Origin of the sequence: Pseudomonas sp. QC2 (assembly GCF_002859085.1) — a bacterium.
In the GTDB taxonomy this organism is placed as follows: Bacteria; Pseudomonadota; Gammaproteobacteria; order Pseudomonadales; family Pseudomonadaceae; genus Aquipseudomonas; species Aquipseudomonas petroselini.
The window spans coordinates 108,487-127,368 of sequence record NZ_PKKS01000003.1; the positions used below are offsets into that span (position 1 = coordinate 108,487).

Sequence of the window (18,882 nt, forward strand, 5' to 3'; positions counted from 1 at the left end):
GCACCGCCCCTCCCACACTAGACTGAGTCGGGATCAGTTGCCGGCAGCACTGCCCTGGCTGCTGTCATCGCTCATGTCATAGCCATCACCGTCGCTGGTGCCGCTATCCCCTTCATTTTGATGCAGCACGCCGCCAGTCTTCACCGTCGATTCACGCAGCGTCGAGTTGAGTGCCGAGCGCGGCAGCGGGTTGCTGGTGGTGGTCGACAGTTCCTGGCGGAACGGGTTGACCAGCTTGGCGTTCAGGCGAATATCCTGGGACGACGCGCCCACCGACAGGTTGAAGCTGTCCGCATCCACCACCCACTGCTTGCTCGCCACGTCGTAGTAGGCCAGCGAGCGATCGTTGAGTTCGATGGTCACGCGCTTGCTTTCGCCCGGCTTCAGGAACACCTTCTTGTAGCCCTTGAGCTCCTTGATGGCGCGCTCGACTTTCGGGTTGTTCTGGCCCACGTACAACTCGGCCACTTCGGCGCCCGCGACCTTGCCGGTGTTGGACAGGTCGAACGACACCTTGATCGGCGCACCCGCCACCGCCACCCCAGGGGTCACGCTGATGTTGCTGTAGCCGAAGGTGGTGTACGACAAGCCATAACCGAACGGATAGAGCGGCTTGATGCCTTTCTTCTCGTAGCCGCGATAGCCCAGGAACAGGTCGTCCTTGTAGCTCATCTCGGCCAGGGTTTCCTGGTTGTCGAATTTCGGGAAGGTCGCGTAGATCGGGTTGTCTTCGATGTTGCGTTCGATACTGATCGGCAGCTTGGCCGACGGGTTGACCTTGCCCAGCAGAATCTCCGCCAGGGCCTGGCCGCCGTTTTGCCCAGGGTAGAACGCATGCAGCGCGGCCGGTACCTGGTCGATCCAGTCGCTCATCTTCAGCCCGGTACCGCCGTGCAGCGTGACCACGGTGTTCGGGTTGACCTTGGCGATGCTCTGGATCAGCAGGTTCTGGTATTCCGGCAGGTCGAAGCTGTGGTCGAAGCCTTCGCCTTCGTATTCATTGCTGTTACCGGCTGCCACCAGGACCGCGTCGTACTGCGCCAGGTCTTGCGGTGCCACCAGCGAAGCCCAGCTCATCTGTACGCCGACCAGGCCGCCCATGGTCGAGAGGTAGCCGTTGCGACGCGAGTATTCCAGCTTGATATCGACGGGTTTGCCGGCTTCCAGGTTGACCTTGGCAAACACCGGGATGGTCGGCGGAATGCTGTTGTTCGGCAGCGGTTTGCCGTCGCCGTTGTCGAGGACTTTCTTACCGTTGACGTAGAGACGCACGGCGCCGTCGGCGCGGATCTTGAACACCTGCTCGCCGCTGACGGTCGGGGTGATCTGGCCGCTGTAGCGGATCGAGGTGGCGGCGGTATCGCCGTTCACCGGCAGGCTGTCGGTGGACCAGTCGAGGTCGACATGTGTGTCGGTACGGCTGGCCGCCGGGTCACCGGACCAGTTGGTGTTGTTGAAGAACTCGGTCTTCAAGCCTTTGGCGCTGTTGCCATTGCTGTCGGCATGGGTCCAGGTCGAAGTGGCCGGGTCCAGGGACAGCCCGTCGATAAACTCAACCTTGGCGCCCGGCGCCAGTTGCTGCAGACCGCTCAGCTCACTGATGTAGTTGGCGGCCATCACGTTGGCGCTACCGAAACCGGTAGGCGGCGCGTACTTGGCCAGGGTGCCGACCACGGCGATGCGCTTGACCTTCTTCGCGTCCAGTGGCAGCAGGCTGTTCTGGTTCTTCAGCAGCACGATGCCTTCACGGGCGGCGTTCAGGGCCACACGGTTGCTGGTGGCGCTGTTCATGTTGTGGCTGGTCAACGGCGCCTTGCTGTCGAATTTGTACAGGTAGATCTGCTTGAGGATGCGCCGCACCTTGTCATCGATGGTCGCGCTGCTCAGCTCGCCGCTGTCCAGGTAAGGCTTGAGGATGGTGCTGTTCATCTGGTAGCCCATCATGTCCAGGTCGGTACCGGCCTGCGCCGCCAGCAACCCGTTGACCACCGCGTTGTAGTCGCTCTGCACGAAGCCTGGGTAGCCCCATTCGGTCTTGAGGATGTCGCGCATCAGGTGTTTGTTCTGGCAGGCGAACTCGCCGTTCACCTTCTGGAACGCGCACATCATCATTGCGACTTTGCTGTTCTTCGACGCGGACTCGAACGGCGGCAGGGTCATCTCGCGCAGGACGCGTTCGCTGATGATTTCATCGAGGTGGAAGCGGTTGCTTTCCTGGTCGTTGGCAGCGAAATGCTTGGCGTTGGCCCACACACCGCGCGATTGAATACCGTTGATTACCGCCGGCGCGAGGCTGGCGCCGAGGAACGGGTCTTCGCCGGACAAATACTCGAACGCACGGCCGCTGTACGGCATGCGGTACAGGTTCACGCCTGGCCCGGTGACGAACTGATAACCACCGCTGGCGGTGTCATAGCCCAGGGCACGGCCGAGGTCGATGGCGCGGCGCGGGTTCCAGCTGGCGGCCAGGTTCGGCCCGGACGGGTACACCACGCCCTGCGCGTTGCCCTCGCTGGTGTAACGCACGCCCACGCCGCCATCGGCGCCGTGAATCTGCGGGATGCCGTACTGAGTCAGTGGCTTGACGTCCCAGCCACCGGTGCCGCCGATGTAGGCGAGTTTTTCTTCCATGGTCATCTTCGCCAGGGTCTTATCCGCGGCCTTTTCTGCACGGCTTACCCGGCCTTCATCCAGGGCCGGGCTCGTGGCCGCGTGCACCTGGGACACGGCCAGTGCCAGCAGGGCGAATGCCGACTGCGCACCGATCATTTTGCGTTTATTCATGGGTCTCTCCGACAACTGTTCAGTAAACATGGCGCGCCGAGAAGTGCGTGTTGCAATGCACGCTCGTCACTTTTTTCTGGGCAATAGTTGCCCGTGAGCGCAATTTTTAACCGATGGCTAATTGCAACTATTTGGCGAAATCCGCAGTTTTATAAGTGTAATAATTATATGAGTTGTTATTGTAAGTAGTGTCTAAGCGATATCACGAGATGGCATTTTGAACCGCGAAAACGGCATAATTAAGGCAATTCTTGCGGTTATAAGTCAAACGAAAGCTAATTTTTGCGTGAAATAAGAAATAATTTCTTACGCTCAGGAACTAAGGCTAAACCTACCAGTCGATTGGTTTAAGAAAAATCATCGTGCATGGCGAACTAGTGGCATTGCTCGGTAGTTCTAAAGTGCCATGTTTACACAAGCTGTCATACACAACGCTTTGGTGTAGGGTCTTGATTGAGTTCAAGGCGCCACTTGGGCTATCTGCTGTTTTTGATCTGGAGAAAGTTGATGAAGATTTCCCTTTTGGGTGCTGGTTTTGCGCTGGCCGTTGCGCTAAGTGGCGCGGCGATGGCGGCTGATGCCACCGACGCGGATGCCAAGTCAGGCGCCGCTGATTCCACCGTGCTGACCCAGAGCCACGATGCCAAGGCTGCCAAGAAGCAGAAGACCGAAACCACCAAAGGCGGGCGGCCGCTGAACAGCAGCCAGGCCGCGCCGAAGACCTCGAACTAACGGGGAAACGCGGTCCCCTGTGGGAGGGGGCTTGCCCCCGATAGCGGTGTATCAGCCGGCGCATGCGGCAGCTGGTCCACCCCTATCGGGAGCAAGCCCCCTCCCACAAGGGTTTCCCATAGCCCTTTAGAACATCGCCCCTCAGATAGTTACCCATGCCCAGCGCCTCAACGCCCCTCGATGCCTGCCAATTGCACATCCCGCACACCGAACAGGTCTGCGCGTGGCTGATGCAGCACGCTGGCTTGAAAACCGTTGACCTGGAGCGCGCCCGACGCCTGTCCCAAGAGTCGGATGACCCCGAATTGCTCGGTCTGCTGACCCGCCTGGGACTGGTCTCCGAAGTCGAACTGGCCCGCGCCTGGGCCGACCTGCTCGGCGCGCCGCTGCTGCTGGCCGATGCCGCGCCACCCTTGCTGGACCCCTTGCCCTCACTGACCGAGCGCTTCATGCGTCACTACCAAGTGGTGCCCGTGGGCTGGAGCCAGGGCGGCCTGCGCGTGCTGGCCGCCAACCCATCGCTGGTGTACCCGTTCCAGGCCCTGGCCTATGCTTGCGGCGTGCCGGTGTGGCTGGCCGTGGGCCCGCGCAATGAAGTCGAAACCCTGATCGAGCGCTACTACGGCCAGGGCCGTTCGGCCATGGGCACGCTGATCGAAAATCTCGACGAGCAGGGCGGTGCGCTGGAAGACATCGAACACCTCAAGGACATGGCCTCCGAAGCGCCAGTGATTCGCCTGGTCAACCTGATCCTGCAGCGTGCGGTGGAACATCGCGCGTCGGACATTCATATCGAACCGTTCGAAAACCAGCTCAAGGTGCGCTACCGCATCGACGGCGTGCTGCACGAGGCCGAAGCGCCGCCGTCCAGTTCGTCGGCGGCGGTGATTTCGCGGGTGAAGATCATGGCGCGCCTGGACATCGCCGAGCGGCGCCTGCCCCAGGACGGGCGCATCATGCTGCGCATCCAGGGCAAGGAGCTGGACTTGCGGGTGTCCACGGTGCCCACCAGTTTTGGCGAGTCAGTGGTCATGCGTTTGCTCGACCGCCAGACCGTGCAGTTCGATTTCCAGAGCCTGGGGTTCGACGGCCAGCGCCTGGAAACTTTCCTGGAAGTGCTTGAACGGCCCCACGGCATCCTGCTCGTCACCGGGCCCACCGGCTCGGGCAAGACCACCACGCTCTACACTGCGCTGTCGCGGCTCAACACCGCTGAGCGCAAGATCATCACCGTCGAAGACCCGGTGGAATACCAGCTCGAAGGCATCAACCAGATCCAGGTCAAGCCGGCCATCGGCCTGGACTTTGCCGGCGCGCTGCGCTCCATCGTGCGCCAGGACCCGGACGTGATCATGATCGGTGAAATCCGCGACCTGGAAACCTGCCGTATCGCCATCCAGTCTTCCCTCACCGGCCACCTGGTGCTCTCGACCCTGCACACCAACAGCGCGGCGGCGAGTATCACCCGTCTGCTGGACATGGGCGTGGAAAGCTACCTGATCGCCTCGACCGTCAATGGCATCCTCGCCCAACGCCTGGTGCGGCGCCTCGACCCGGCCACCCGCGAAGCCTTCGAAGCCCCCGCCGAGTTGATCGCCGAACATGGCCTGGATCGGTTTACCGAGCAGCGCCCGATCCTGCTTTATCGCCCGCGCGCCGATGCGCCGGGCGGTGGCTACCACGGCCGCAGCGCGATCACCGAACTGCTGGTGATGAACGACGAACTGCGCAGCCTGCTGATGCGCCAGGCCGACGCCGCCACCCTCGAACAGGCCGCCCGCCGAGGTGGCCTGCGCACCTTGCATGAAGAGGGCCTGCGCCAAGCCGTGGCGGGTGTTACCTCCCTTGAAGAAGTGCTGCGCGTCACCCGTGGAGAGGGCGCGTGAGCCTGTTCAAATACCGCGCCCTCGACAGCCAGGGCCAAGCGCAAAACGGCACCCTGGAAGCCAAGGACCAGGACGCTGCCGTCGCCGCGCTGCACAAACGCGGTTTGCTGCTGTTGCAGATCGAGGTGGCGGGCGCCCAGGGGCTGCGCAAGGCCTTCGGCCGTGGCCAACTGAACGGCGCGGCGCTGGTCAGTTTCACCCAGCAACTGGCCACGCTATTGGGCGCCGGCCAACCGCTGGAACGCTCCCTGGGCATCCTGCTCAAGCAGCCCGGCCAGCCGCAGACCCACGCGTTGATCGAGCGCATCCGCGAACAGGTCAAGGCCGGCCAGCCGTTATCCAAGGCGCTGGAGGAGGAGGGCGACCAGTTCTCCCCGCTGTACTTGAGCATGGTCCGCGCCGGCGAGGCGGGCGGTGCCCTGGAAGACACGCTGCGCCAGCTCAGCGATTACCTGGAGCGCAGCCAGTTGCTCCGGGGCGAAGTGATCAACGCGCTGATCTACCCCGCGTTTCTGGTGGTGGGCGTGCTCGGTTCGCTCGCGCTGTTGCTGGCCTACGTGGTGCCGCAGTTCGTGCCGATCTTCAAGGACCTGGGCGTGCCAATTCCGCTGATCACCGAAGTGATCCTGGGCCTCGGCCAATTCCTCGGTGCCTACGGCCTGGCGGTGTTGGCCGGGTTGATTGTCGGCGCATGGACCCTGGTTGCACGCCTGCGTGATCCCCAGCGCCGTGAGCGCTATGACCGCCGCGTATTGGGCATCCGCATTCTTGGGCCGCTGCTGCAGCGGGTCGAAGCCGCACGCCTGGCGCGCACCCTTGGCACCTTGCTCAGCAACGGTGTGGCGCTGCTGCAAGCGCTGGTGATCGCCCGGCAGGTGTGCACCAACCGCGCGCTGCAGGCGCAAGTTGCCCAGGCCGCCGAATCCGTCAAAGGCGGCGGCACGTTGGCCAGCGCCTTCGGCAGCGAACCCCTGCTGCCGGACCTGGCGTTGCAAATGATTGAAGTCGGCGAACAGGCCGGCGAACTCGACAGCATGCTGCTCAAGGTCGCCGACGTGTTCGACGTCGAGGCCAAACGCGGCATCGACCGCCTGCTCGCCGCGCTGGTGCCGTCCCTGACCGTGGTCATGGCGGTGCTGGTGGCCGTGATCATGCTGGCGATCATGCTGCCGCTGATGAGCCTGACCAGCAATATATGAACCCTTAAGGAAACAAGCTGATGCGTCCTACCCGATTCAAGCCTGCCCGCCGCCAGGGCGGTTTTACCCTGCTGGAAATGCTCGCCGTGATCGTGCTGCTGGGCATCGTCGCGACCATCGTGGTACGCCAGGTCGGCGGCAATGTGGACAAGGGCAAGTACGGTGCGGGCAAAGCGCAACTGGCGAGCCTGAGCATGAAGATCGAAAGCTATGGCCTGGACGTCGGCTCGCCGCCCAAGACCCTGCAGCAACTGGTCGAAAAGCCCGGCAACAGCGCCGGCTGGGCCGGGCCGTACGCCAAACCCTCAGACCTCAAGGACCCGTTCGGCCATGCCTTCGGCTACCGCTTCCCCGGTGAGCACGGTGCGTTCGACCTGATCTTCTACGGTCAGGACGGCCAACCCGGCGGCGAAGGCTACAGCGCCGACCTGGGCAACTGGGAATAACCCGCGACCATGCCCAACCTCCAACGCGGCTTTACCCTGCTGGAAATGCTGGTGGTGATCGTCTTGATCAGCATCGCGGCCGGGTTGGTGGGATTTGGCCTGCAACAAGGCCTGCGTGCCGCGAAAGAGCGCCAGGCTGTCGGGCAGATAGTCGAGGCGCTGCGCAGCACGCGGGCGCGGGCGATTGTCAGCGGCACCGCCCAAAGCACCGTGTTCGACTTGCGTCAGCAAAGCTTCCAGGCTCCGGGCCGCCCGTTGAAACACTGGCCGGCCGACCTGCACGTGACCCTGCACACCGCAGAACAGGCCGGCTCGGCGGTGGCGTTCTACGCCGATGGCAGCTCCACCGGTGGCAACCTGCTGCTGGCGAATGGCAGCCGGCGTTGGCGCATCGACATCGGCTGGCTCACCGGCAGTGTGCAGTCCAAGGCGCTGCCATGAAGCATCAAGGCGGTTTCACCCTGCTGGAAATGCTTGCGGCGCTGGTGCTTATGGCGATCTGCAGCAGCGTGTTGCTGGTCGCGTTCGGCCAGAGCGCGCGCTCGTTGTTGCAAGTCGCCCATAGCGACCGGCTCACCCATGCCGCCGTCAGCGTGATGGACCAGGAAGGCGCGGGGCCCTTGGCCAACGGCGTGCGCCAGGGCGAACTGGACGGCATCGACTGGCAGCTGCGCATCGCCCAGCAGCCCACCCGTATCGGTCAGCCGCAGCTGTTTCGCCTTGATCTCAGCGTCAGCGAAGGCCCGCGCCAGGCGCACTTCAGCACGTTGAAACTGCGCGCTGCCGGGGCCGGATTATGAAGCGGCATCAGCAGGGCTTTACCTTGCTCGAGGTGATGATCGTGCTGAGCCTGCTCGGCGTGCTGCTGACCTTGGTCGGTGGCGCGTTGCTGGGGGCCAATCGGGCGGTGCTCAAGGCCCAGCGCTATACGGTCAGCCTGGATGAAATGCGCGCCGCGCAGCAGTTTTTGCGCACCGCCATCAGCGAGGCGCTGCCTCTGGATGTGACTGAGGACGACAGCCAGGTCGACGGCTTTTTCGCCGGCAGCCCGCAGCGCATGCAGTTTGTCGCGACCTTGCCCGGCGTGCTCGGTGGCGGGATTCAGCGCTTCACGCTGCAGTTGGTGGGGCCGGAATCGCAGCGCGAACTGCAAGTCGCGTTCGCACGGTTTGAGTCCCAGGCGCAAGTGAGCGTGCCGGCGTCGCGCAGTGAGCCGCAGGTGTTGTTGAAAGACGTTGAGGATGTGCAATTCAGCTATCGCGGCCTGTCGCCCAAAGGCCAACTCACCGGCTGGATCAGCGAATGGCCATGGACCAAGCGCCTGCCTTATGCGGTGCGGATCGACGCGCGAGTGAATGGGCCGGTGCCCTGGGTGACCCAGGTGGTTGCCCTGCGCCTGAACTTGTCGGGCGGGGCGCCCGAATGATCAAGCATCAACGTGGCGTTGCCCTGTTGCTGGTGCTGTGGGTGCTGGCTTTGCTCAGCCTGTTGCTGGGCGGTCTGGCCGGTTGGGTGCAACTGGAAACGCGCCAGGCCGCCTGGCACCGCCAGCACACCCAGGCGGTGCTGGCTGCCGAGGCGGGCGTAGCGCTGGCGATGCAAGGTCTGCTCGACCCCTTGCAGCACAAGCAATGGATAGCCGACGGGCGTGAGATTTCGCGGGTATTTGATGACGCGCAACTGCACGTCAGCCTGCGCAGCGAGCGCGGCAAGTTGTATTTGAACAGCGCCGAGGTCGGCGATTTCGCCCGCCTGGCCTTGGCTTGCGGTGCGACTCAACGCCAGGCCAACCAGCTCGCCAAAGCCCTGGAGGTGCGCCGTAACCAGGGCCTGGCGCCGTTTCGAGTAGTGGAAGAAGTGCGTCAACTGCCGGGCATGACCCAGGCGCTGTACAGCGAATTGGTGCCCGAGATCAGCCTGTGGAGCGGCCTGGACCGACCCGATCCGGCCTTCGCCAGTGCGTTGATGCGCCGCGCGCTGAACCTGCCGCACCAGAGCGCGGTGGGGGCCGATGCCGGCGAAGTGCTGGTGGTCAGCAGCCGCGCGCAACGTCCCGGCGGTTACCACGCCCAGGTGCAAGCCACCGTGTTATTGAGCCCCGCGCAAGGCAGCGCACAACCTTATCGAGTCCTACGTTGGCAAGAATGAATAAGTACCTGGAGCCCGTCATGCAACGCTGGCGCGGCAGCCTGCTGCAACTGGGCTGGCGCCTGTGGCTCAAGGAGTTGCGCGGCTGCCTGCCGGCCTGGCTGTCGTTCGCCGATATCCCCGAGCATGTCTATGCCTGGCCGCTGACCGTGCCGGTCGAACAGCACCCCGGCGAAGCGCGCCACGTGCTGGTGCTACCGCCTGAAACGGTGCTGGTGCAAACCCTGCAATTGCCCCCGGCCGCAGCGCGTAACCTGTCGACGGTCGTCGGCTATGAACTGGACCGCTTCACGCCGTTCGACGCTGCCCAACTGTACTTTGTCGCGCGTCAGGAACGCCGTACGCCGACGCACTTGCACGTCACGCTGGTGGCGATCCTGCGTGAGCGCCTCGACCAGATCCTCAATGACTGCGCCGCCCTCGGCTTGCAGCCCCATGCCGTGGATGTGGCGGATGCGACGGGCGCGCCAATGGGCATCGACTTGCTGCCGGCACCTTTGCGCCCCCGCCAGCGCCCCCAGGGCAAGGGCCTGCAACGCAGCTTGCCATGGCTGTGCGGCGCCTTGCTGATTGCCGCGATGCTGCTGTGGCTCAATGACCGCCAGCGCGTGCTCGATGCCATGCAGCAGAGCGTGCGCGAACAGAAAGCCCAGGTCGCCGAGGTCCAGGCCCTGCGCCAGCAATTGCTCAATACCCGGGGCGCCGCCCAGTACCTGATCCGCCGCAAGGCCGCGCAACCGCCGTTGGCGGCGCTGCTCAACGAGCTGACCGCCTGCCTGCCGTCCGACACCTGGCTCGACCAATTGGAAGTCAACGACGGCGCCGACGTGTCCTTCTCCGGGCAAAGCGCCAAGGCCAGCGCGCTGATCACCCGGATCAAGGGCTGCCACAGCCTGGAAAATGCCCAGTTCGAAGGGGTGATCCAACCCGATGCGCAAACCGGCAAGGATCAGTTTTCCTTGCGCGCCCACCTGCACCAGGAGGCCGCCGATGCGCCGACCACTGACACCCCGTGAACGCCGTGGCGCGGCGTTGATCGTCCTGGCCCTGGTGCTTGGCGCCGGTTACTGGCTGTTGATCGACAGCTGGTTCGCCGGCCCCTTGCGCAGCATCGGCGAGCAGGCCGAACAGTTACGTGAACAGCAGCAACGCTACGCCGGCCTGTTGCGCCAAGGCGATAGCCTGCGCCAACAGCTGGAGCAGGCGCGCCAGGACCCGGCCAGCAGCACCAGCTTGTTGCCCGGCGATGACCCCAGCGCCGTGGCAGCCGACCTGATGCAACGCATCGCCGACCTGATCAACAGCCGCGCCAGCCTCGGCGGCGGTTGCAGCCTGACGCAGCGCATGCCCATCACCCCGGAGCAGGACGATGCCGAGCCCTATCGCCAAGTCAAAGTCAGCCTGACCCTCAATTGCGCCATCGAACCCCTGACCGCGATCCTGCATGAACTGGAGTACCAGCGGCCGTTTCTGTTTGTCGATGAGATGAGCATCCGCCGCCCGCCGAACGCACCGGCCAGCGGTGGTGCCGGGCAACTGGTGGTGCACCTGTTGGTGCGCGGCTACCTGCAACCGGCCACGGCCCGGCAGGTGCAGCGATGATCAATGCATTGCGTCCCCTGGAATGGCTGTTGCTCGGTGTGGCCGGGCTGTTGGGCCTGCTGATGGTCGGCATCCTCAGCAGCATCGGCGATGCGCCGCAATGGCTGCCGGCGCCCGAACCCGATTCGCGCGCCACTGCGGCCGCCAAGGTACTGGTGGCGCCGAACGCGACCCTGGAAAGCCTGGCCGGCACCTGGCAAGCGCCGCTGTTCAGTCCCGACCGCAGCCCCGACCGCGCGGTGGGCCAGGCGGCCGTTTCCAGCCTGTCGAGCCTGACGCTGACCGGCATCGTGCTGGATGGCGACCTGCGCGTGGCCCTGCTCAAACGCGCCGACGGCCCGCCGCTCAAAGTCCGCCAGGGCCAGACCCTGCCCAACGGCTGGCGCCTGGAACACCTCACACCCCGCGATGCCCGCTTTGCGCTGGACGGCCGCACACAAACCCTGAGCCTGCGCGCCTTGCGTTTGCCGCCGCCGTCCACCACACCCCCGATTACCCTTCCTCACGAGTCCACCCCTTGATCGATACATTCCCTGGCGCCTTGCGCACCACCGTGTTGTGCCTCGCTACCGCCGTTTCCCTCGGTGGCTGCGGGACATTCCCTGAGCATCTCGACCCGGACGAGGCCCTGTTGCATGAGGCGATGCAGGGCACCGGTTCGCAACGTCCGCCCGTGGACCCGGCCAGCGAACAGGCGCCGGTCGACAGCGGCCAACCCCAGGCCAAGACGCCGCCGCAACGCCAATTGATTCGCGGCAACCAACAGTTCGTGCGTGCGCCATCCGCGGCGCCGGCGGGGAAGGAGGAGGGCGCTGGCGACATCGTGTTCAACTTCGCCGACCAGCCGATCGAAGCGGTGATCAACAGCGTGATGGGCGACCTGCTGCACGAGAACTACAGCATCGCCCAGGGCGTGAAGGGCAATGTGAGCTTTTCCACCTCTAAACCGGTGAACAAGCAGCAGGCCCTGTCGATTCTGGAGACCCTGTTGTCGTGGACCGACAACGCGATGATCAAGCAGGGCAACCGTTATGTCATCCTGCCGGCCAACCAGGCGGTGGCGGGCAAGCTGGTGCCGGAGATGCGCGTGTCACAGCCCTCCAGCGGTTTGTCGGCGCGCCTGTTCCCGCTGCGCTATATCTCGGCCACCGAGATGCAGAAGCTGCTCAAGCCGTTCGCCCGCGAGAACGCCTTCCTGCTGGTGGACCCGGCGCGCAATGTGCTGAGCCTGGCCGGCACCCCCGAGGAACTGGCCAACTACCAGGACACCATCGACACCTTCGATGTGGACTGGCTCAAAGGCATGTCGGTGGGTGTGTTCGGCCTGCAACGCGCCTCGGTGGCCGAGTTGATGCCCGAGCTGCAAAAAATGTTCGGCCCCGACAGCGGCATGCCCCTGGCGGGCATGGTGCGGTTTTTGCCGATCGAGCGGACCAACTCGGTGGTGGCGATCTCGTCGCAGCCGCAGTACCTCAGCGAAGTCGGTGACTGGATCCACACCATCGACGAAGGCGGCGGCAACGAGCCGCAGATGTACGTCTACGACGTGCGCAACATGAAAGCCACCGACCTGGCCAAGTACCTGCGGCAGATCTACGGCACGGGCGCAATCAAGGACGACACCCCGGCCAAAGTCGCCCCCGGCCTGCGCACTGCGACCTTGTCTTCGCCCGGCACCAACAGCACCTCCGGCAGCACGCCGGGTGGCCTGAGTAACACCCTCAACAACAACCAGCCTGCCGCTGAGGATGAGGAGCAAGCGCCCGAAGCCGAGCAGGACGACGCCGAACAGGGCGCCACCGAAGACGCCCCAACCAAAAGCCTCGACGCCGGCACGCGTATCACCGCGCAGAAAAGCAGTAACCAACTGCTGGTACGCACCCGTCCGGTGCAGTGGAAAGAGATCGAATCGGCGATCAAACGCCTCGACAACCCGCCGCTGCAAGTGCAGATCGAGACGCGCATCCTCGAGGTCAAACTCACCGGCGAACTGGACCTTGGGGTGCAGTGGTACCTGGGTCGCCTGGCCGGCAATTCCACCAGCACCACCGTGGGCAACACCGCCGGCAGCCAAGGCGCGTTGGGCGGTGGCGGGGCAGGGCTGGGGGCGGCGGATTCGTTGTTCTATTCGTTCGTCAGTTCCAACCTGCAAGTGGCCTTGCACGCCCTCGAAACCAATGGCCGCACCCAAGTGCTGTCGGCGCCGTCGCTGGTGGTGATGAACAACCAGCCGGCGCAGATTCAGGTGGGGGACAACATTCCCATCAGCCAGACCACGGTGAATACCGGCACCTCCGACACCACCTTGAGCAGCGTCGAGTATGTGCAGACTGGGGTGATCCTCGATGTGGTGCCGCGGATCAATCCGGGTGGCCTGGTGTACATGGATATTCAGCAGCAGGTCAGTGACGCGCAGGACCAGGCGTCTTCGAGTAATGACACGCAGAATAACCCGCGCATCTCCACGCGTTCGGTGTCGACCCAAGTGGCGGTGCAAAGCGGGCAGACGGTGCTGCTGGGGGGGTTGATCAAGCAGGACAACGCCGAGAGTGTCAGTGCGGTGCCTTACCTTGGGAGGATCCCGGGGTTGCGGTGGTTGTTTGGGAATACCAGTAAGTCCAAGGATCGGACGGAGTTGATTGTGTTGATTACGCCTAGGGTGATTACCAGCAGCAGCCAGGCGCGGCAGGTGACGGATGATTATCGGCAGCAGATGCAGTTGTTGAAGCCGGGGGGGTGAGAGGTTGTGTGCATATCCGTTATTTGGGTAATGGCGGCTATGGGTTCCGCTCTTACAGCGGGTCACTTTTGGAAGAGCGCCAAAAGTAACCAAAAACGCTTCGCCCCAACACTCGGCACCTCGCTCACGCTCGGTGTGCCCGTAATCCGCCAGTGATTTGGGGGGCCGCCGCCACGCGCCATCCATGGCGCGGGGCGGCTAAACCGGCATCCCTGCCGGTTTGCCCCCCAAATCCCTGTCGAATTCCGGCCAGCGTGTTTAACGGGGCGCCTAAGATCAAGATCAAAAGCAAAAGCACAGCGGCCTGACAGCCGGCTTGAGTGGTGTAGAGCAGAGGCAAACGCGGCGGCCTTAAAGCCGACCGGAGTTGCGTCTGTCGATCGCGGTCCAAATGTGGGAGGGGGCTTGCTCCCGATTGCAGTGTGACAGCCAAAGATGGATCAGCTGACACACCGCTATCGGGGGCAAGCCCCCTCCCACAGTTTGATCTCCATACATCGGCTAGATATCAGCCTGCTTTTGATCTGCTTTTGCTCTGGTTTTTTTTGATTTTGATCTTAGGCGCCCCGTCAAACACGCTGGCCGAACGCAGGCTTGAATCCGTGGGTAACCCGGCAGGACGCCGGGTTAGCCGCCCCGCGCCATGGATGGCGCGTGGCGGCGGCCCACGGATTCAAGCCGGAGTGAGGGCATGCCGAGCCTAGGCGAGGCGCCGAGTGTTGGGGCAAGAGCCTTTTGGTTACTTTTGGGCTCTTTTCAAAAGTGACCCGCCGTAAGGGCGGAACCCATTTCAGCCGTTACCCAAACAACGGATATGTACCCCGTCTACCCAACGACAATCTCAAAAAAACATTATTTATATGAATAAAAGCATTCATAAATAATGAAAGTAGAGAATATTAGCTTATACCCAAATAGCATTATATTTTCAAAACCCATTCCGTTATGTTTGATCGCAACAGCCTACCCCTGACCTCGGATGGTACCCAGCGTAATCAAGATTCTGCGCGCCATAACCGGGTGACAAGCCCACGGCAGAATCGTTGGAAGGGAGCTCAACGTATGTTGCCAACTCAATCCCCACACTCGCCGCACACCTAGCCCTCAATCGCCGCAACACCCCTGAAAAAATCGAGCACCGCGCCCGCCCGCGTGCCTGCCCGACTTCGCGATTTGGACTGTCTGGAGTGGCTATGAAGCAAGTCTTACAACCGACCGCCGTACTGGCATTGGCCTTCCTGGCCAACACCGCCCAGGCCCAGGACGACAAAACTCTGTCCACCGTGGTGGTCACCGGTAACCGGGGCGCCGAACAGCGTACCGTCACCAGCAGCCCGGTGCCGATCGATGTGGTCAGCGCCAAGCAACTGCAAAGCACCGGCAAGCCCGGCCTGATGGAAGCGTTGAGCGCGGTGATCCCGTCGCTGACCCTGCCGGAAAAAACCGGTTGGGACGCCAGCGGCATCGCCCGCGCGCCGAACCTGCGTGGCCTGAGCGCCGCCGAGGTGCTGGTGCTGGTCAACGGCAAGCGCCGTCACACCGCCGCCACCTTGAACATTAACGGTATCAACACCGGCGCGGCCCCGGCCGATCTGGACCTGATCCCCATCAGCGCCATCGATCATGTCGAAGTCCTGCGCGACGGCGCCGCCGCCCAATATGGCTCCGATGCCATCGCCGGAGTGATCAACGTCATCCTCAAGGCCGACACCAGCGGCACCTCGGTGACTAACGCCGGCCTGGGCTATGACGGCAAGAAACAGACCGTGCAACAAAGCCTCAACAAGGGCTTCGAAATCGGCAACGGCGGCATCGTGCAGCTGGCCCTGGACGCCCGCAGCCAGAATGATGACAACAAGGCCAGCGCCAACGGCTACACCTATGAGCAAGCCTATGGCCTGGCGGGCAAGTCCACGTACGGCGGCTATGGCACGCCCAAGACCAACCTGCTGACCCTGGGCTACAACGCCGAGCTGCCGATCGACGACAGCCTCAGCCTGTATTCCTTCACCACCTATTCGCGACGCAAAGCCGAGCAAGGCCAGAACTTCCGCCTGCCGACCATCACCAACACCATCACCACCGGGCCCAACGGCTACCCGTCGGGCTATACGCCTACCTGGTTTATCGACGAAGACGATTTCCAGGCTGCCTTCGGTGGCAAAGGCACCGTTGGCGAGTGGGACTGGGACCTGTCCACCACCTACGGGCGCAACGAGGCGGAGCAGGGCACCACCCACAACCAGAACCCGTCGCTGGGCGAGGCCACGCCGAATCACTTCACCTCCGGCACGTGGATTTCCACCGAGCTGACCACCAACCTCGACTTCAAGCGCGGCTTCGACATCGGTCTGCAAAAGCCGCTGGACCTGAGTTACGGCTTCGAGCATCGGCGCGACACCTATGAGGTGCAGGCCGGTGACTACGAGTCCTACGCCAACGGCGGCTACTGCGTGGCACCGGGCAATTGCGCGTCGTCCGGGGCGCAGGTCACCAACGGCATTTCGCCGGATGAAGAAAGCAGTGCCTCGCGCAACAGCCTCGCCGGTTACGTCGACGTGGGCTTCAACCCGGTGCCGGATTGGTACGTCGGCACCGCGTTCCGCTACGAGCACTACAACCAAGGCGTCGGCGCCACCCGGAGCGGCAAGCTGACCACCCGCTACGACTTCACCCCCGAATTTGCCGTGCGCGCCACCGTCAGCAACGGCTTCCGCGCACCGTCCCTGGCCAACAGCCTGTTCAGTGCGCGCTCCACCACCTATGGCGTGGTTGACGGTGTGTACCAGTCGATCAACTACGGCGTACTGCCGGTGGGCTCGGCGGCGGCCAGGGCTTTGGGGGCGGAGGACCTCAAGCCCGAGCGCTCGACCAACTTCAGCCTCGGCTTCACCCTCACGCCCACCGACCGCCTGAGTTTCACCGCCGATGCCTACGTGATCAACCTGCGCGATCGCATCACCCTCACCGGAACCTTGCTCGGTCCCGAGATCACCCAGGTGCTGCAGAACAACGGCATCAACTCCACCTCGGGCGGCCAGTACTTCATCAATGGCGCCGACACTCGCACCAAAGGCCTGGACCTGGTCAGCAACTACAGTCAGGACCTCGGTCAGTACGGCTCGCTGAAGTGGACGGCGGCGTTCAATTGGAACCAGACCAAAATCCTCAACTACAAGGAGTCGACCAACATCCTTGGCACCTCCTATGAGTTGATGAACCGCGAGGCGCGCAACCTGATCACCGGTGTGCAGCCCAATACCAAGCTGATCCTGGGCGGCGACTGGAGCATCGACCGCTTCAACCTCAACCTGGCCCTGACCCGCTACGGGTCCTACAAGGAAGTGAATGCATCGGCCAATCGCGACCTCGACCGGGTCTACAGCGCCAAATGGATTACCGACCTCGACCTTGGCTACAACCTCACCAAAGACCTCAACGTGGCCATCGGCGCCAAGAACCTGTTCGACATCTACCCCAAGAAACAAGGCGTGCCCAGCAGCACCATGGTCAGCAGCTACGGCACCTATTCGCCCTACGGTTTTACCGGTGGGTACTACTACACCCGCTTGACCTATGCCTTCTAAGGCCGAGGAATACACCATGCCCATCGTCGCCAAATCCTATGACCTGATTGACTCACCCAGCCCGGTGCGCCAGGCCCGTGTCTCCACGCCGATCAAGGCCCTGCAAGTGGTGCCCGCGCGGCATCCCTGGCGCTGGGCCGGGTCGATCTTCGCCGCGCTGGTGCTGCTCGCCATCGTGCATTCCCTGGCCACCAACCCGCGCTGGGAGTGGGGTGTGTTCGGCCAGTGGTTCTTCTCGCCGTCGGTGCTTCGCGGCTTGGGGCAGACGCTGTTGCTGACCCTGCTGAGCACTGTGTTCAGCATCATCCTCGGCACCGCGCTGGCATTGGCACGGCTGTCGGGCTCGCCGCTGCTGGCGGCGTTGGCCTGGGGCTATATCTGGTTCTTCCGCTCGATGCCGGCGCTGCTGGTGTTGATCATCCTCTACAACTTCGCCTACCTGTACGACCACATCGTGCTCGGCGTGCCGTTCACCGGCGTGGTGTTCGCCGAGTGGTCGACGGTGGATGTGCTCAGCCAATTCACCGTGGCGGTGTTGGGCTTGAGCCTGATGCAGGCGGCGTACGCGGCGGAGATCATTCGTGGCGGCCTGATCGGTGTCGATGCCGGCCAGCATGAAGCGGCGGCGGCCCTGGGGTTGCCGGCCTCGAGACGCATCTTCCGGATCATCCTGCCCCAGGCGCTGCGTTCGATCCTGCCGTCGGGGTTCAACGAAATCATCGGCCTGGTCAAGGGCACGTCCATCGTCTACGTGCTGGCGCTGCCTGAGCTGTTCTACACCGTGCAGGTCATCTACAACCGCACCCAGGCGGTGATCCCGCTGCTGATCGTCGCCACCGTCTGGTACCTGATCATCACCACCGTGCTCACCAGCGCGCAGTACTACGTCGAGCGCCATTTTGCGCGTGGCACCGCACGGGTGCTGCCGCCCACGCCGCTGCAACGCCTACGCGGTTGGTTGAAGGAGAAAACCCATGGGTGAGGCACGCGCCGGGCGCATTCAGATCCAGGGCGTGGGCAAGCGCTTTGGCAACCAGCAAGTGCTCAAGGACATCGACCTGACCATCGATCCAGGCAAGGTCACGGTGATCCTCGGGCCGTCCGGCTCGGGCAAGTCCACCTTGCTGCGCACCATCAACCATCTGGAGAAGATCGACAGCGGGCATATCACCATCGACGGTGAATACGTCGGCTACCGCCGCAAGGGTGACCTGCTGTACGAGCTCAAGGAGCGCGAAATCCTCAAGCGCCGCATCGACGTGGGTTTCGTGTTCCAGAACTTCAACCTGTTCCCGCACCTCACCGCCTGGGAAAACGTCGCCGAAGCACCGCTGGCCCACAAGCGCTGGAGCAAGGCCGACGCCCAGGCCAAGGCGCAAGAACTGCTGGCCAAGGTCGGCCTGGCGGACAAGGTCGATGCCTACCCGCGCCAGCTCTCCGGCGGCCAGCAACAGCGCGTTGCGATTGCCCGCGCCCTGGCGCTGGACCCGAAAGTGCTGCTGTTCGACGAGCCCACCTCGGCCCTCGACCCCGAACTGGTGGGCGAAGTCCTCGACGTGATCAAAGGCCTGACCCAACTGGGTGTGACCCTGGTGATCGTCACACACGAGATCGGCTTTGCCCGCGAAGTGGCCGACCACGTGGTGTTCCTCTGCGACGGCCAGTTGATCGAAGAAGGCCCGCCTGAACAGATTTTCCGCCAACCCCGACATCCCCGCACCGTGGCCTTTCTCGGCAAGGTGCTTTAGTTAACGGAGT

16 protein-coding genes are annotated in these 18,882 nt (G+C 63.4%); 15 read left to right on the top strand and 1 reads right to left on the bottom strand.

Features of this window, described 5'->3' with window-relative positions; translation table 11 throughout:
- Nucleotides 1-33 precede the first annotated feature (33 nt).
- Nucleotides 34-2,784 (bottom strand): glycoside hydrolase family 3 protein, encoded by a 2,751-nt coding sequence (locus QCBJ_RS02025; protein WP_102060023.1) that lies wholly within the window; start codon nt 2,782-2,784, stop codon nt 34-36.
- A 507-nt stretch (nt 2,785-3,291) separates the two neighbouring features.
- Here QCBJ_RS02025 and QCBJ_RS02030 point away from each other — a divergent pair.
- From QCBJ_RS02030 to QCBJ_RS02100, 15 genes are all read left to right on the top strand, one after another.
- Nucleotides 3,292-3,516, top strand: a complete 225-nt coding sequence (locus QCBJ_RS02030; RefSeq protein WP_102060024.1) for a hypothetical protein — start codon at nt 3,292-3,294, stop codon at nt 3,514-3,516.
- A gap of 155 nt (nt 3,517-3,671) precedes the next feature.
- Entirely contained in the window at nt 3,672-5,402 is a 1,731-nt protein-coding gene (gene gspE / locus QCBJ_RS02035; RefSeq protein WP_015884872.1) for a type II secretion system ATPase GspE, read from the top strand.
- Nucleotides 5,399-6,601, top strand: coding sequence for a type II secretion system inner membrane protein GspF (gene gspF, locus QCBJ_RS02040; protein WP_102060025.1), 1,203 nt, complete (start codon nt 5,399-5,401; stop codon nt 6,599-6,601). The genes gspE and gspF overlap by 4 nt, the downstream gene beginning before the upstream one ends.
- Before the next feature lie 20 nt (nt 6,602-6,621).
- The gene (gene gspG / locus QCBJ_RS02045; protein WP_015884870.1) at nt 6,622-7,047 is read left to right on the top strand and encodes a type II secretion system major pseudopilin GspG; all 426 of its coding nucleotides are present in this window, start codon (nt 6,622-6,624) and stop codon (nt 7,045-7,047) included.
- 9 nt (nt 7,048-7,056) lie between these two features.
- A complete protein-coding gene (locus QCBJ_RS02050; RefSeq protein WP_015884869.1) occupies nt 7,057-7,488 on the top strand; it encodes a type II secretion system protein in 432 nt (143 codons plus the stop codon).
- The gene (locus tag QCBJ_RS02055) at nt 7,485-7,847 is read left to right on the top strand and encodes a prepilin-type N-terminal cleavage/methylation domain-containing protein (RefSeq protein ID WP_015884868.1); all 363 of its coding nucleotides are present in this window, start codon (nt 7,485-7,487) and stop codon (nt 7,845-7,847) included. The genes QCBJ_RS02050 and QCBJ_RS02055 overlap by 4 nt, the downstream gene beginning before the upstream one ends.
- Complete coding sequence (locus QCBJ_RS02060) at nt 7,844-8,473, top strand: prepilin-type N-terminal cleavage/methylation domain-containing protein (protein ID WP_064053362.1); 630 nt, start codon at nt 7,844-7,846, stop codon at nt 8,471-8,473. The genes QCBJ_RS02055 and QCBJ_RS02060 overlap by 4 nt, the downstream gene beginning before the upstream one ends.
- Nucleotides 8,470-9,195 carry a general secretion pathway protein GspK gene (locus QCBJ_RS02065; protein WP_102060026.1) on the top strand — a complete coding sequence of 242 codons (726 nt, stop codon included), beginning with the start codon at nt 8,470-8,472 and terminating at the stop codon, nt 9,193-9,195. The genes QCBJ_RS02060 and QCBJ_RS02065 overlap by 4 nt, the downstream gene beginning before the upstream one ends.
- The gene (locus QCBJ_RS02070; protein WP_015884865.1) at nt 9,192-10,211 is read left to right on the top strand and encodes a type II secretion system protein GspL; all 1,020 of its coding nucleotides are present in this window, start codon (nt 9,192-9,194) and stop codon (nt 10,209-10,211) included. The genes QCBJ_RS02065 and QCBJ_RS02070 overlap by 4 nt, the downstream gene beginning before the upstream one ends.
- On the top strand, nt 10,186-10,797 hold the full coding sequence (gspM, locus tag QCBJ_RS02075) for a type II secretion system protein GspM (protein WP_102060027.1): 612 nt from the start codon (nt 10,186-10,188) through the stop codon (nt 10,795-10,797). Before QCBJ_RS02070 ends, gspM begins: the two co-directional genes overlap by 26 nt.
- Nucleotides 10,794-11,318 (top strand): general secretion pathway protein GspN, encoded by a 525-nt coding sequence (locus QCBJ_RS02080; protein ID WP_102060028.1) that lies wholly within the window; start codon nt 10,794-10,796, stop codon nt 11,316-11,318. The genes gspM and QCBJ_RS02080 overlap by 4 nt, the downstream gene beginning before the upstream one ends.
- Nucleotides 11,315-13,537: a type II secretion system secretin GspD gene (gene gspD, locus QCBJ_RS02085; RefSeq protein ID WP_102060029.1), complete on the top strand. Its 2,223-nt coding sequence runs from the start codon at nt 11,315-11,317 to the stop codon at nt 13,535-13,537. The genes QCBJ_RS02080 and gspD overlap by 4 nt, the downstream gene beginning before the upstream one ends.
- Before the next feature lie 1,193 nt (nt 13,538-14,730).
- The gene (locus QCBJ_RS02090; protein WP_102060030.1) at nt 14,731-17,124 is read left to right on the top strand and encodes a TonB-dependent siderophore receptor; all 2,394 of its coding nucleotides are present in this window, start codon (nt 14,731-14,733) and stop codon (nt 17,122-17,124) included.
- Nucleotides 17,125-17,140: 16 nt separating this feature from the next.
- On the top strand, nt 17,141-18,106 hold the full coding sequence (locus QCBJ_RS02095; protein ID WP_043205611.1) for an amino acid ABC transporter permease: 966 nt from the start codon (nt 17,141-17,143) through the stop codon (nt 18,104-18,106).
- On the top strand, nt 18,099-18,872 hold the full coding sequence (locus QCBJ_RS02100) for an amino acid ABC transporter ATP-binding protein (protein ID WP_015884859.1): 774 nt from the start codon (nt 18,099-18,101) through the stop codon (nt 18,870-18,872). Before QCBJ_RS02095 ends, QCBJ_RS02100 begins: the two co-directional genes overlap by 8 nt.
- Nucleotides 18,873-18,882 lie beyond the last annotated feature (10 nt).